This window comes from Mycolicibacterium peregrinum, from assembly GCF_001665625.1.
Classification (GTDB): Bacteria; Actinomycetota; Actinomycetes; order Mycobacteriales; family Mycobacteriaceae; genus Mycobacterium; species Mycobacterium peregrinum_B.
Map to the genome: position 1 here is coordinate 1 of NZ_LZSY01000032.1, position 12,863 is coordinate 12,863.

13 protein-coding genes are annotated in these 12,863 nt (G+C 66.9%); 6 read left to right on the plus strand and 7 right to left on the minus strand.

Features of this window, described 5'->3' with window-relative positions; all coding sequences use genetic code 11:
* The 3 genes from A5779_RS05065 to A5779_RS05075 form a co-directional block, all read right to left on the minus strand.
* The coding region (locus A5779_RS05065) for a hypothetical protein (RefSeq protein WP_131811564.1) at nt 1-191 on the minus strand (191 nt) is incomplete at its 3' end.
* 22 nt (nt 192-213) lie between these two features.
* A complete protein-coding gene (locus tag A5779_RS05070) occupies nt 214-1,809 on the minus strand; it encodes a sensor histidine kinase (RefSeq protein ID WP_064879608.1) in 1,596 nt (531 codons plus the stop codon).
* The gene (locus A5779_RS05075; protein WP_064879676.1) at nt 1,787-2,491 is read right to left on the minus strand and encodes a response regulator transcription factor; all 705 of its coding nucleotides are present in this window, start codon (nt 2,489-2,491) and stop codon (nt 1,787-1,789) included. The genes A5779_RS05070 and A5779_RS05075 overlap by 23 nt, the downstream gene beginning before the upstream one ends.
* 178 nt (nt 2,492-2,669) lie before the next feature.
* Here A5779_RS05075 and A5779_RS05080 point away from each other — a divergent pair, with 178 nt between their 5' ends.
* Nucleotides 2,670-3,125 carry a hypothetical protein gene (locus A5779_RS05080; protein WP_064879610.1) on the plus strand — a complete coding sequence of 152 codons (456 nt, stop codon included), beginning with the start codon at nt 2,670-2,672 and terminating at the stop codon, nt 3,123-3,125.
* On the opposite strand, the gene A5779_RS05085 is transcribed toward A5779_RS05080, so the two are convergent.
* Entirely contained in the window at nt 3,122-3,361 is a 240-nt protein-coding gene (locus tag A5779_RS05085; protein WP_055116241.1) for a hypothetical protein, read from the minus strand. The genes A5779_RS05080 and A5779_RS05085 overlap by 4 nt on opposite strands.
* 409 nt (nt 3,362-3,770) lie before the next feature.
* The gene (locus tag A5779_RS05090; protein WP_064879612.1) at nt 3,771-4,025 is read right to left on the minus strand and encodes a hypothetical protein; all 255 of its coding nucleotides are present in this window, start codon (nt 4,023-4,025) and stop codon (nt 3,771-3,773) included.
* A gap of 162 nt (nt 4,026-4,187) precedes the next feature.
* Between A5779_RS05090 and A5779_RS05095 the strand changes: the two genes are divergently transcribed.
* Genes A5779_RS05095 through A5779_RS05105 form a run of 3 tightly spaced genes read left to right on the plus strand, consistent with a single transcriptional unit; the run spans nt 4,188 to nt 7,959 of the window.
* A complete protein-coding gene (locus tag A5779_RS05095) occupies nt 4,188-5,165 on the plus strand; it encodes an oligopeptide ABC transporter permease OppB (protein ID WP_064879614.1) in 978 nt (325 codons plus the stop codon).
* The gene (locus A5779_RS05100) at nt 5,162-6,112 is read left to right on the plus strand and encodes an oligopeptide ABC transporter permease OppC (protein ID WP_064879616.1); all 951 of its coding nucleotides are present in this window, start codon (nt 5,162-5,164) and stop codon (nt 6,110-6,112) included. The genes A5779_RS05095 and A5779_RS05100 overlap by 4 nt, the downstream gene beginning before the upstream one ends.
* Nucleotides 6,109-7,959, plus strand: a complete 1,851-nt coding sequence (locus A5779_RS05105; protein ID WP_064879618.1) for an oligopeptide ABC transporter ATP-binding protein OppD — start codon at nt 6,109-6,111, stop codon at nt 7,957-7,959. The genes A5779_RS05100 and A5779_RS05105 overlap by 4 nt, the downstream gene beginning before the upstream one ends.
* Before the next feature lie 2 nt (nt 7,960-7,961).
* Here A5779_RS05105 and A5779_RS05110 read toward each other — a convergent pair whose 3' ends face one another.
* The gene (locus tag A5779_RS05110) at nt 7,962-9,326 is read right to left on the minus strand and encodes a hypothetical protein (RefSeq protein WP_064879620.1); all 1,365 of its coding nucleotides are present in this window, start codon (nt 9,324-9,326) and stop codon (nt 7,962-7,964) included.
* A gap of 90 nt (nt 9,327-9,416) precedes the next feature.
* Between A5779_RS05110 and A5779_RS05115 the strand changes: the two genes are divergently transcribed.
* Nucleotides 9,417-11,099 (plus strand): oligopeptide ABC transporter substrate-binding protein OppA, encoded by a 1,683-nt coding sequence (locus tag A5779_RS05115; protein WP_064879622.1) that lies wholly within the window; start codon nt 9,417-9,419, stop codon nt 11,097-11,099.
* Between the two features lie 8 nt (nt 11,100-11,107).
* On the plus strand, nt 11,108-11,617 hold the full coding sequence (locus A5779_RS05120; RefSeq protein WP_064879624.1) for a hypothetical protein: 510 nt from the start codon (nt 11,108-11,110) through the stop codon (nt 11,615-11,617).
* On the opposite strand, the gene A5779_RS05125 is transcribed toward A5779_RS05120, so the two are convergent.
* Complete coding sequence (locus tag A5779_RS05125; protein ID WP_064879626.1) at nt 11,598-12,842, minus strand: alpha/beta hydrolase; 1,245 nt, start codon at nt 12,840-12,842, stop codon at nt 11,598-11,600. The genes A5779_RS05120 and A5779_RS05125 overlap by 20 nt on opposite strands.
* Nucleotides 12,843-12,863: the final 21 nt, after the last annotated feature.

The window sequence follows — 12,863 nt, forward strand, 5'->3', positions numbered from 1 at the left end:
TGCGCGGCGGCCGAGTAGAACGCGTTGGCCCACCCGCTGATCGACAGGTTCCACAGGTAGAGCACCGCGGTGCCGGCCAACAGCAGGCCCACCGCGATGCGCTGGGTGATCGGGGTCGAGTTGCGGGGCTTCGACTCCTCGGGTGTCGCCGCCGGCACCTCGGCAGCGGGATGCGCGGCAACAAGGGTCACGTTCTCATCGTTGCCGTGGCCGCTAGGTGCCGGATTGGTCCGTCCTGTGCGTGCCCTGTGAGCTGACGACCGGCAGCCGCACCACGAATTCGGTCGAGCCCGCGGTACTGCTCACCGCGATGGTGCCGCCGTGCGCCTTGAGCACCGCGGCCACGATCGCCAGCCCCAACCCGGTGCTGCCCTCCCTTCGTGACCGCGACGAGTCTCCGCGGGCGAACCGTTCGAACACGTCGGGCAGCAGTGTTGCGGGTATGCCAGGACCGTCGTCTGCGACGCTCAGCAGCACCGCATCCCGGTCGGGTTTCAGCGACACCGTGACCGAGGTGCCCGACGGGGTGTGTGTTCGGGCGTTGGCCAGCAGGTTGGCCAGCACCTGGTGCAGCCTGGCCTCGTCGCCTTCAACCACCACCGGTTCCTCGGGTAGATCCAACGCCCACTGATGGTCCGGGCCGGCGATGTGGGCGTCACTCACCGAGTCGACGATCAGCCTGGACAGATCCACGCTGTCGCGCTCCAGAGGCCGGCCGGCATCGAGGCGCGCCAACAGCAGCATGTCCTCGACCAGTTGCGTCATCCGCGTGGTCTCGGACTCCACCCGGTTCATCGCATGGGCCACGTCGGCGGGCAGGTCATCACGTTTGCGCTGGGCCAGCTCGGTATAGCCCCGGATCGCCGCCAGGGGCGTTCGCAACTCATGGCTGGCGTCGGCGACGAATTGACGCACCCGCGTCTCACTGGCGTGCCGGGCCGACAGCGCGCTGGCGATGCGGTCGAGCATCCGGTTCAGCGAGGTACCGAGCTGACCCACCTCCGTGTGGGCACTGGCGGGGTCGACCGGCACGATCGGTGTCGGCAACTCCACCTCGCCGCGGTCGAGTTCGAGATCGGCCACCCGGCGTGCCGCCGCCGAGACGCGAGACAGCGGGGCGAGTTGGCGCCGCAGGATCAGGATGCCCGCTGTCGTCGCGGCGATGAGCGCGATGGCGGCCAGTACACAGAACATGCCGAGGACCCACAGCAGAGTGTCGTCGACGACGGCCGTCGGCAGCCCGGTCACGATGGTCTGCGGGCCGCCGTGACGCGGGTGCAGGCCGATGAGCCGGTAGCGGCCCAGTCCGTCGAGGTCCACGGTTTCGGGTTCCCGGGTCGCCGGCACCTGGGACAGCTGGACGGCCGCGGCCGCACTGACCTCGACGCGGTCGCCGTCGGCGGTGATGACCCCTGCGTCCACCGGACGGTTCGGCGCCACCACCGCTCCGACCGTGCGGGCGGCCTGCCCCGGGGCATTGAGGAATCCGGGTCCCGGCCCCTCCTCAGGGTCGAACGGAACCCGGTGATGACGGTGCATTCCCGGCGGGGGTGGGGTTCCCGGTGGTGGCGGCGGCAATTCGAAGATGGCAGCCGAGCGGCGGCCGGCCTCGATCAGTTGATCGTCGAGCTGGTTCATCAAAAACCGTTGCAGCGCAAACTCTGTCGCCACTCCGATACTGGCGCACACCACCGCCAGCAGGGCCACCTGGGTGACCACCAGCCGGGCCCGCAGCGTCCAGGTCCGCGGTGACCACCAGCGGGTGACGCTTGCCCCGGCCGTCACCTCAGCGCGCGGGCCGGAGGACATAACCCGCACCGCGCAGCGTGTGGATCATCGGTTCCCGTCCGCTGTCGATCTTCTTGCGCAGATACGAGACGTACAGCTCGACGATGTTGGACCGGCCGCCGAAGTCGTAGCTCCACACCCGGTCGAGGATCTGGGCCTTGCTCAGGACCCGCTTGGCGTTGCGCATCATGAAGCGCAGGAGTTCGAACTCGGTGGCGGTCAGGGTGATCGGATCACCGGCCCGGGTCACCTCATGGCTGTCCTCGTCGAGCACGAGATCGCCGACGACGATCTTGGCGCCGCCGTCCTCACTGGTGACTCCGGTGCGCCGCAGCAGTGCCCGCAACCGCAGCACCACTTCCTCGAGGCTGAACGGTTTGGTGACGTAGTCGTCGCCGCCGGCGGTGAGGCCCGCGATGCGGTCCTCCACCGAATCCTTGGCGGTCAGCAGCAGCAGAGGCAGGCCGGGAATCTGTTCCCGCAGTTTGCGCAGGACGTCCAGACCACTCATGTCGGGCAGCATCACGTCGAGGACGACCACATCGGGCGGGCTGTCCCGGGCAGCGGCGATGGCGCTCGCGCCGTCACCTGCCGTCGCGATGTCCCAGCCCTCATAGCGCAGCGCCATCGACACCAGTTCCGCCAGTACGGGTTCGTCGTCGACTACCAGGACCTGGATCGGATTGCCATCGGCGCGGCGCATGACGGCGCGCCCGGACTCGGAATCGGTGCCATTGGTCGTGCTGCTCACCCGCTCATTATTCGTCCGTTCGTTAGGCCCCGACTGAGCGCTTTCTATGTGCCGGCTGTGAAACAGCGCCACATCTGCGCCAGAGCCCGCACACAGCCGGCACACAGCCGGCCCCGGCAACGTGGACCATATGAGCATCCGACCCGCTGTTGCCTCAGTCGGCATCGCGGCGGCCATTGCTGGGCTCGGCGGCGCGGCGGTGTATGCCGCCACCGATACGCAGGGCCCTGGCCACCACGGTCCGCCCAATGCAGAGGGCGGGCCCCCGCGCTGGATGGGCGGGCCGGGAATGGACGGACAACCCCACGACGGGACCGATCCCGCCACGATCCACAGCGAGGCCGTGCTGACCGAAGGCGGCGGCTACCGTACGACGCTGTTTCAAACCGGCACGATCACCGAGCTGTCCGCAACGTCGGTCACGGTGCGCAGCAACGACGGATTCACCCAGAGCTACGCCCTGCCTGATGCCGTCAAACCGCTGTACGGAGTCAACGACCGGGTCCTGATCCGAGCCACCCGCACCGGGTCGGCATCGACGGACAAGCCGACTGTCACCAGCATCGGCGAGGCACCCCGCCCCTAGCCGTTGCCGTACCCGTCGGGCAGGTCCACCTTCACCTTCGGCTTGGCGAACGATGTCTCGAGTTCGGTGGGAGCCGTTGTCTTCGTTACGGTTTCACCAACATTGACGGCCGGGACCGCGCCACTGCTCGGCGCCTCGGCCACCATCGCACCGAATGCGCCCATCGCTGCAAGTGCGATCGCCCCGACACCGGCCATCGCGTACTTGGTCCGCTTGTTGCGTTCGTCTCCTGTCACAGAGACCTCCCTACCGGGGCCTGCGGGCGAGGTAAACCCGACTTCGCAGGCCCCGGTCGGCGAGATCAGCCGCGATCAGTGTGGCGTGGCAAACCCCGACGGGGTGGTCGCCGAGACCGACGGAGTGCCCTTCGAGGTCTCAGGGGCTGTCGGCGGAGTCGTCTCGGTAACCGTTTGTCCAGTGGTGATGACAGGTGGTTCCTCCCGCTGCTGGGCTCCGGCGACGCCTCCGCCCATCGCGACTCCGAGCACGGCGGTAGCTAACCCACCGATCGCGCCCATTCCGGCAGTGACCAATTTCAGATTTCGCTGAATGTTTTCCTTCGCGCTACCCAATGCGCTCACCTCCGCGCGACGTATAGCCACGGCGGGTGGCGGTGAAACCACTACCCGGCACTTTGCGCAGTGATCAGTGCGTGACGGCGAACCCGGACGGCGGCGTGTAGCCCCTCATCGCAGGCACTGCCATCGAAACCTGCGGTGCAGTCGGAGGCGTCGTCTCCGTGCTGGTCTGGCCGACGTTCATGTGGGATCCGGAAGCCAGGGACTCGCCGGCCCCCGAGTGAACGTCCGAGACCGCTCCGAACACGCCCAGCCCCACCACGGCCGCACCACCGGCGACCGCAGCGATCACTTTCACATTCTTCAGTCCGCTGACCTTCATGTATTTCAGTGAACGCCTGATTGCTATGCCGAAGCTGTGAGCCGACTACCAGTTACCCATCGAGCGCGGGGCGCGCCGAACCTCACATCACCGCGATGACCGGGTTCCGGTGCCCGGCTGCTCTACCCTGTCTGGCATGCAGCCGTGGGCAGGAACAACCGGATGACGCGCTTTCTGGCGCGCCGGCTGCTCAACTACATCGTGTTGCTGGCCCTGGCATCGTTCCTGACGTTCACGCTGACGTCGCTGAACTTCAAACCCCTCGACAGCCTCGAGCAGCGCAATCCGCGGCCGCCGCAATCCGCGATCGACGCCAAAGCCGCTGAACTCGGCCTCGACCAGCCCATTCCGCTCCGCTATGCGAACTGGGCAGCCGACGCGGTCCGCGGCGACTTCGGAACCACGGTGACCGGCCAGCCGGTGGTCGACGAGTTGTGGCGACGCATCGGGGTGACCCTGCGCCTGCTCGTCATCGGCGCGATCTCGGGCGCGGTGATCGGCGTGGTGGTCGGCGCGTGGGGAGCGATCCGCCAGTACCGGCTGTCGGACCGCGTCATCACCGTGCTGTCCCTACTGGTGATCAGCACGCCGTCCTTCGTGATCGCCAACATGCTGATCCTGGCCGCACTCAACGTGAACTCGATTCTCGGCGTGCAAATTTTCGAGTACACGGGGGAAACGGCGCCGGTGCCCGTCGGCGGCGCCTGGGACCAGTTCGTCGACCGGCTGCAGCACCTCGTGCTGCCGACGTTCACCCTGGCCCTGATGGCCATCGCCGGCTACAGCCGGTACCAGCGCAACGCGATGCTCGACGTGCTCGGCCAGGACTTCATCCGCACCGCCCGGGCCAAGGGGCTGACCCGACGTCGCGCCCTGTTCAAACACGGGCTGCGGACCGCACTCATTCCGATGGCCACCCTGTTCGCCTACGGGGTGGCCGGGCTGGTAACCGGTTCGGTGTTCGTCGAGAAGATCTTCGGCTGGCACGGGATGGGCGAATGGGTGGTGCAGGGCATCGCCACCCAGGACACCAACATCATCGCGGCGATCACGGTGTTCACCGGGACCGTGATCCTGGTCGCCGGCCTGCTCTCCGACGTCATCTACGCGATGCTCGACCCGAGGGTGCGAGTCACATGACCCAGACGTCTGCTCCCACCGGGGATGCCGCCGCGGCCCGCTCGGGCCTGCACACCGAGGAATTCGCCACCCGGCGCACCCTCGTGTTCCGCCGGTTCCTGCGCAACTGGCCCGCCGTGGTGTCGCTGACACTGCTGGTGATCATGTTCGTGGCCTGCTACGCGCTGCCTTCGGTGCTCCCCTACAGCTATTCGGACCTCGATTACTACGCGCTGCAGGAGCCGCCGTCGACCGACCACTGGTTCGGCACGAACGCACTCGGGCAGGACATCTTCGCCCAAACCCTGCGCGGCATGCAGAAATCCATGCTCATCGGTGTGTGCGTGGCGTTCATCTCGACCGTCATCGCCGCCACGGTCGGCTCGGTCGCCGGATATTTCGGCGGCTGGCGCGACCGCACGCTCATGTGGATCGTCGACGTGTTGCTGGTGGTGCCCAGCTTCATCCTGATCGCGATCGTCACGCCCCGGTTGAGCCAGTCCGATCGGGTGTTCTGGCTGATCGTGCTGCTCTCGGCGTTCAGCTGGATGATCAGCTCCCGCATCGTGCGCGGGATGACGCTGAGCCTGCGGGAGCGCGAATTCGTCTTGGCTGCCCGCTATATGGGTGTCAGCAGCGCGCGCATCATCGTGCGGCACATCCTGCCGAACGTGGCGTCCATCCTGATCATCGACACCGCGCTCAACGTGGGAGTGGCGATCCTGTCCGAAACCGGTTTGAGCTACCTGGGATTCGGCATCCAGGCCCCCGACGTCTCGCTGGGCACGCTGATCGCCGACGGCACCAAGTCCGCCACCACCTTCCCCTGGGTGTTCTTGTTCCCGGCCGGGGTATTGGTACTGATCATCCTGTGCGCCAACCTGATCGGAGACGGCCTCCGCGACGCCCTCGACCCGGGCAGCGGCCGGTTGCGACGGCGGAGTCGGCGGAAGGGCGGCACCCGATGAGCCGGCTACTCGAGGTATCTGATCTGACGGTGGACTTCCCTACCGACACCGACGCGGTACACGCGGTGCGGGGCCTGAACTTCCATGTGGATTCCGGTGAGGTGGTCGCGCTCGTCGGCGAGTCCGGTGCCGGGAAATCGGCCAGTGCCATGGCGGTGATCGGGTTGCTGCCCGAGTTCGCCGAGGTGTCCGGATCGGTGCGGCTGCGTGGCGAGGAACTGATCGGGTTGTCCGACGCGCAGCTGTCACGGGTCCGGGGCAACACCGTCGGCACGGTGTTCCAGGACCCGATGTCCGCACTCACGCCGGTCTACACCGTGGGTGATCAGATCGCCGAGGCGCTCGAAGCCCACAACCGCGATCTGGGGCGGCGCGCGGCGCGGTCCCGGGCCGTCGAACTGCTGGAGCTGGTCGGGATCGCCCAGCCGGAACAACGCGCCCGCTCGTTCCCGCACGAGTTGTCCGGCGGCGAACGCCAGCGGGTGGTCATCGCCATCGCCATCGCCAACGATCCTGATCTGCTGATCTGCGATGAGCCCACCACCGCCCTCGACGTCACGGTCCAGGCCCAGATCCTCGACGTGCTCAAGACCGCGCGCGACGTCACCGGCGCCGGGGTGCTCATCATCACCCACGACCTCGGTGTGGTCGCCGAATTCGCCGACCGGGCACTCGTGATGTACGCCGGACGGGCCGTCGAGGACGCTCCGGTGGCCAAGCTGTACGAGAACGCCCGGATGCCCTACACCGTCGGCCTACTCGGCTCGGTGCCACGCCTGGATGCCTCGCAGGGCACGCGTCTGGTCCCCATCCCTGGTGCACCGCCGTCGCTCACGACGGTACCGACCGGCTGCCCGTTCGCGCCCCGCTGCCCGCTGGCCATCGACGAATGTCTGGCCGCCGAGCCAGAACTCATCGAGCTGGCGCCGGATCACCATGCAGCCTGCATCCGCACCGATCAGGTGAGTGGGCGCAGTGCCGCCGAGATCTACGGGTTGGCGGGCGGCCCCGAGACCGACGTCACCGCCCCGGAGAAGCTTTCCGGCGACGCCGATGTGGTACTGCGGGTGCGCGAGCTGACCAAGACCTACAAGCTCACCAAAGGCGTGGTGCTGCGCAGGCAGGTCGGTGAGGTCCGCGCGGTCGACAAGGTCAGCTTCGACCTGCGCAGCGGCCGCACCCTCGGCATCGTCGGCGAGTCCGGATCGGGAAAATCCACCACCCTGCACGAGATCCTGAATCTGTCTGCACCGCAATCGGGCTCGATAGAAGTGCTCGGCTCGGACGTGGCCACCCTGGACCGCAAGACGCGGCGTACCCTGCGAACCGACCTTCAAGTGGTGTTCCAGGACCCCGTGGCTTCACTGGACCCGCGGTTGCCGGTCTCGGATGTGTTGGCAGAGCCGTTGACCGCCAATGGCTTCGACAAACCGCGCATCGACGGACGGGTGGCCGAGCTGCTCGAGTTGGTGGGCCTGCGACGCGCCGACGCCGCCCGCTACCCGGCCGAGTTCTCCGGGGGACAGAAGCAGCGCATCGGGATCGCCCGTGCCCTGGCCCTGCAGCCCAAGATCATCGCGCTCGACGAGCCGGTCTCCGCGCTGGACGTCTCGATCCAGGCCGGGATCATCAACCTGCTGCTGGACCTGCAGGACCAGTTCGGCCTGGCCTACCTGTTCGTCTCCCACGACCTGTCGGTGGTCAAACACCTGGCCCACGATGTCGCGGTGATGTACAAGGGCGCCGTCGTCGAACAGGGCTCAGGCGAGGAGGTGCTCGCCAACCCGCAGCACGCGTACACCCGCAAGCTGCTGGCCGCCGTGCCGCAACCAAAGCCGGCCGACTGAGTTCACCTGTTGTACGGAGTCTCGCGGACCCAACTGAAGCCCCTCTCCACCAACGGAAACGAGTTCGGATCCACCTTGGTGCACCAGGCGTGAATGCGGTGTCCGGCGTAGTCGTCGGCGTCGATCACCAAGCGGTCGGGTCCCGGCCACCAGTAGGTCAGGCGCACCCGCACCGGCGTCTGCCTGGAGGTTCCCAGCTCGATGTAGTGATTCAAGTCGATGAAATGCCGACTCGCATCGATCGTGCCGCCGTATTCCTCGAACGAGTCGTCCATGTGCTGGATGGTCAGCCGCATCGGGTCGGCAAGGTTGAACGAACGGTCGAAAATCACTCGACGCCATTGTAATTCGTCGGTCAGCAGCGGATCACGCCGGTAGCCCTCGGCCGAGAAGCCGTCGACGCGGTAGATGCCGTAGAGCTCGGGAACCGGTCTGGCCCACTGTTGCCAGTTCTGCGCCGCAGTGACACCGAACAGCATCGCACCGACCAATAGCTGGGCCACCAACGCGATTCGGTTGGCCCGTCCCGAGGTGAACAGCTGGGGTGTGCTCGCCGCGGGAACGGCGCGATCAGAGAACAGCACCGCCGCCAGCCGCGCGGCGTAGGGCGCCAGCAGGAACAGGCTCATCAGCAGCAGCATCGACGACACGGTCTTGAGTCGGATGTCGTAGGTCATGTTGAGCAGGAAGACCTGCGACATGTCGATCGCTGCCAACAAGGCGCCGGCCGGCACCGCCCTCGGGATCAGCAGTAATACTCCGGCCAGCAGCTCGGCCGACCCCAGTGCGATCTGGTAAGGCTGCGAGATGCTCACCTGCGACCACAACACACCCTGTGGGCTGAAGTTGCCGAAGGGCTCGACCAGACGGTTCAGCACAAACGGCATCTGGGTGGGAATGGCCTTGGCCATCCCGAAATAGAACATCGCCGTGGCCAGTACGAATCGCAGGTACAGGGTGAGCCAGGCAGCCAAGCGCGCGTAGTTGTCGCGATGACGGTCAAGTACCGACCAGACGACAGTCGCAACCGTGGAGACCACCAGCATCAGGAACAGTGCAGTCCACTGGAATGCACTGTCGCTGCCCACCTGCATGCTCTCGATCCGCAGTCCGAGAACTCCGGATGCGGTCCAATCGATCAACGGACGCACCGCCTCAAGCAGGCCCGCAACCGAGGACCACGGCAGAGGGATCCCGGCGCCCGCCAACAACACCGGAGTAAGCCCCACAAAACAAGCCAGCCCGAAAAGTCCGAAGTAGCAGAACCCGAAGCGGAAACCGATTCGCGTCGCCGGCGACCAGCGAACATCGGTGCCAGTCGTGTCCGTCACGGCCGCGCCTCCCCCGTCGAAAAACCCGGGTCCCACGGTATCGGCTGCCGTTCCAACGCAACCGTCGAACCGGCGCTGCCCGAGTCCTGACCCCATAGCGGCCCGCGTACCTCTAGCATCGGCGGCATGAACGGATTCAATATCCGACGATTGGCTATCGCCACCGTTGTTGCCGGCCTCGCTCTCACCGGATGTTCCGGCGGTGATCGGGAGACCCCCTCCGCCGGCGGAAACGCCGAGGTCGGCACCACCAACGACATCAATCCGCAGGACGTCGCGAACCTGCGTCAGGGCGGCAATCTGCGCCTGGCCCTGACCGAGTTCCCCTCGAACTTCAACCCGCTGCACCTCGACGGCAACACCGGCGACGTCGGCGCGCTCACCAGGCCCACCATGCCCCGCACGTTCGTGATCGCCGCTGACGGATCGGCGACAGTCAACACCGACTACTTCACCAATGTCGAACTGACGGGCACCAACCCCCAGGTGGTCACCTACACGATCAATCCCAAGGCGGTGTGGACCGACGGCACGCCGATCACCTGGGAGGACATCAAGTCCCAGACCGAGGCCAACAGCGGCAAGGACCCGGCGTTCGTCATCGCCGCGCCCAACGGCTTCGAGCGGGTGGCCTCGGTGACCCGCGGCGTCGATGACCGCCAGGCCGTGATGACCTTCGCCAAGCCCTACGCGGACTGGAAGGGCATGTTCGCCGGCAACGGCCGGCTGCTGCCCAAGAGCATGACCTCCACCCCAGAGGCCTTCAACAAGGGTCAACTGACTGCGCCCGGGCCGTCGGCGGGCCCGTTCATGGTGACCAACATCGACCGGGGCGCTCAGCGGATCACGTTGAGCCGCAACCCGAAATGGTGGGGTACCCCGCCGCTGCTGGACACCATCACCTACCTGGTGCTCGATGACGCCGCCCGCATCCCGGCGCTGCAGAACAACACCATCGACGCGACCGGCACCGCGTCGCTGGACGAACTGACCATCGCCCGTAAGACCGCGGGGATCAGCATCCGACGGGCACCGTCGGCCAGCTGGTACCACCTGACCTTCAACGGCGCACCCGGCTCGATCCTGGCCGACCCGGCGCGGCGCCGCGCCGTCGCCAAGGGCATCGATCGTCAGGCGCTCGCCAACATCACCCAGCGGGGTCTCACCGACAACCCGGTCCCGCTGAACAACCACATCTTCGTCGCGGGTCAGCAGGGTTACCAGGACAACGCCGCGTCGGTGGCGTTCGACCCCGAGAAAGCCAAGGCCGAACTCGACGCGCTGGGCTGGAAAGTGCCTGAAGGACGGCAGTTCCGGGAGAAAGACGGCAAAGAACTCGTCATCCGCAACGTGTTCTACGACGCGGGCAGCACCCGGCAGGTGGCCCAGATCGCGCAGAACATGCTCGGCCAGATCGGGGTGAACCTGAAGCTCGACACCAAGCCGGGTACCGGGTTCTTCACCAACTACATCATCAAGGGCGACTTCGACATTGCCCAGTTCGCCTTCCTCGGAGACGCTTTCCCGCTGAGCTCGCTGACCCAGATCTACGCGCAGGACGGGGCCAGCAACTTCGGCAAGATCGGCAGCCCGGAGATCGACGCCAAGATCGAGCAGACGCTGGAAGAGCTGGACCCGGCCAAAGCCCTGACCCTGGCCAACGAGTTGGACAAGATGCTGTTCGACGAGGTGTTCAGCCTTCCGTTGTTCCAGTCGCCCGGAAACGTGGCGGTGCGCAGCAACCTGGCCAATTTCGGGGCCCCCGGCCTGGCCGACACCGACTATACGAAGGTCGGCTTCCTCAAGTAGCGCCGCCCGTGCACGTCGAACTGATCGGCGACACCACCGTGCGCATGGCTCCGGGTATGTACAGCTGGTGTGCTCTGCTGACGTTCGCGATCCCGGTGGCGGTGTCGGGCACCGACCTGATCGACAGTGTCCTGACCCATCCCCGCTACCACCACGACTGCGCTTCCCCGTGGACTGGGAAACCCGACCCCGTGCATGGTCCCTACCGGCTGGACTCCCTCAATGCTGATGGCTTCCAGCGATGTTCACACGCCGACGCGGTGGCAACCCTGTGGTCATGGCCTGCGACCAACCTGAACCCGTGGGTCAGCGCCGAGTTCCTGCTGTCGCGCGAACTGGTGATGGCGTGGACGGCGCCGATCCTGAGTACCGCCGACGAGATCTACCGGTTGAGCGTGCCGCGGGAGGGCAACGAGCATTCCTACGGATGGGTTGTCGGCCTCAGCGGGTTCCACGAGTTCATTGCCGTATGCCGCCCGCGTGGCTCGGCCACCGTCATCATTGCCACGGACGATTGACGGCCGGCACCGCCGATTCCACAGCCGTGGCCGCCGCTATCGCCGAAACCGCGACCCGGATGGCAGGACGTGCGGGCAGGGCATCCAGTTCGTCGGCGGTGGCCGAAAGTTGTTCGGCCACACCGTCGCGCACGGCACGGATCACTGCGAACGCCGCACGCTCCCTGGTATCGATCACGCTGTGCACCACCGTCGGCATGGAAACCAGCACGGCCCCGGGCACCAGCTCGGCGATGTGCTCCGCAACGGCCGGCGGTGTGGTCAGGTCCCGGCCACCGGACAGTACGACGGTGGGCCAGTGAAAGTCCGGTAGCTCGGCCGGCAGGTCGAAGGGCTCCACCTCGAAGGGTTCGAAGAACTTTGCGCTGCCGATCATGTCGGCCATCTCCAGCGCCGGGTCCAGCGGGAGGCCATCGGGCACGCCGGCGTAGTTCAGTTCGCGGAAGGCGATCCGCCCGACGAGGTCTACCTCGTTGCGGTACGGCGCTTTTCGCGTCGACAGTCGACTCAGCCGGGCGAGCCCCGACCAAACCACCGTGCGGCCGCGCAGCAGCAGATCGAGTTGGCGGTCCAGCAGGGCAGCGCCACCGAACCCGTACAGCAGACCGGCCAGTTCTCCTCCCCTGGTGGCCAATGCCCCGCCGGCCACCAGGCGCCGGACCTTGGGCGCAAGGTCCGCAGTGTCCGGGTCCGTACCCTCCCACAGGAGACTGCGGACGGCGCTGCGCACCACTTCGATATCGGCGGTGGACAGCAGCGGCGAGTCCAGCACCATCGCCGCGACCCGGTCCGGGTGGCGGACACCGAAGCCGGCGGCGATGTAACTCCCGTACGAGGTGCCGTACAGCACCGCCTCGTGCACGCCCGCGTCGTCGAGCACCGCGGCCACGTCGTCGACCACCTGCTCGACGGTGATGGCCGCCGGCGGCAGATCCGCACCCGCGTCGGTATGCCGCGACATCCCGACACCGCGGTGCTCGATCATGATCACGTCGAATCCGGCCGCAGTCGCCCGCCGGCGCAACGAGCGGTACGGCTGGATCGATGCCACGCCGGGACCGCCCGGGATGATCACCACCGGATGCGCGGATTTTCGTCCGGACCGCACGTAGAACAGGTCGAACCGCTCGTCAGAACCAGGGCTGACCGGGCGCCGCACCGCGCGCACCCCCGGTAGCGAAGCCAGCTTGTCGTGCACCCGCCTGCGCTTGGCGTTCATGGTCATTGCGCTCCATTGTGCCGCGCG

Coding starts and splice junctions, on each gene's coding strand:
- A5779_RS05090 (WP_064879612.1), bottom strand. CDS start 4,025: ATGAAGGTCAGCGGACTGAAGAATGTGAAAGTGATCGCTGCGGTCGCC.
- A5779_RS05095 (WP_064879614.1), top strand. CDS start 4,188: ATGACGCGCTTTCTGGCGCGCCGGCTGCTCAACTACATCGTGTTGCTG.
- A5779_RS05105 (WP_064879618.1), top strand. CDS start 6,109: ATGAGCCGGCTACTCGAGGTATCTGATCTGACGGTGGACTTCCCTACC.
- A5779_RS05115 (WP_064879622.1), top strand. CDS start 9,417: ATGAACGGATTCAATATCCGACGATTGGCTATCGCCACCGTTGTTGCC.
- A5779_RS05100 (WP_064879616.1), top strand. CDS start 5,162: ATGACCCAGACGTCTGCTCCCACCGGGGATGCCGCCGCGGCCCGCTCG.
- A5779_RS05070 (WP_064879608.1), bottom strand. CDS start 1,809: ATGTCCTCCGGCCCGCGCGCTGAGGTGACGGCCGGGGCAAGCGTCACC.
- A5779_RS05125 (WP_064879626.1), bottom strand. CDS start 12,842: ATGACCATGAACGCCAAGCGCAGGCGGGTGCACGACAAGCTGGCTTCG.
- A5779_RS05075 (WP_064879676.1), bottom strand. CDS start 2,491: ATGCGCCGCGCCGATGGCAATCCGATCCAGGTCCTGGTAGTCGACGAC.
- A5779_RS05080 (WP_064879610.1), top strand. CDS start 2,670: ATGAGCATCCGACCCGCTGTTGCCTCAGTCGGCATCGCGGCGGCCATT.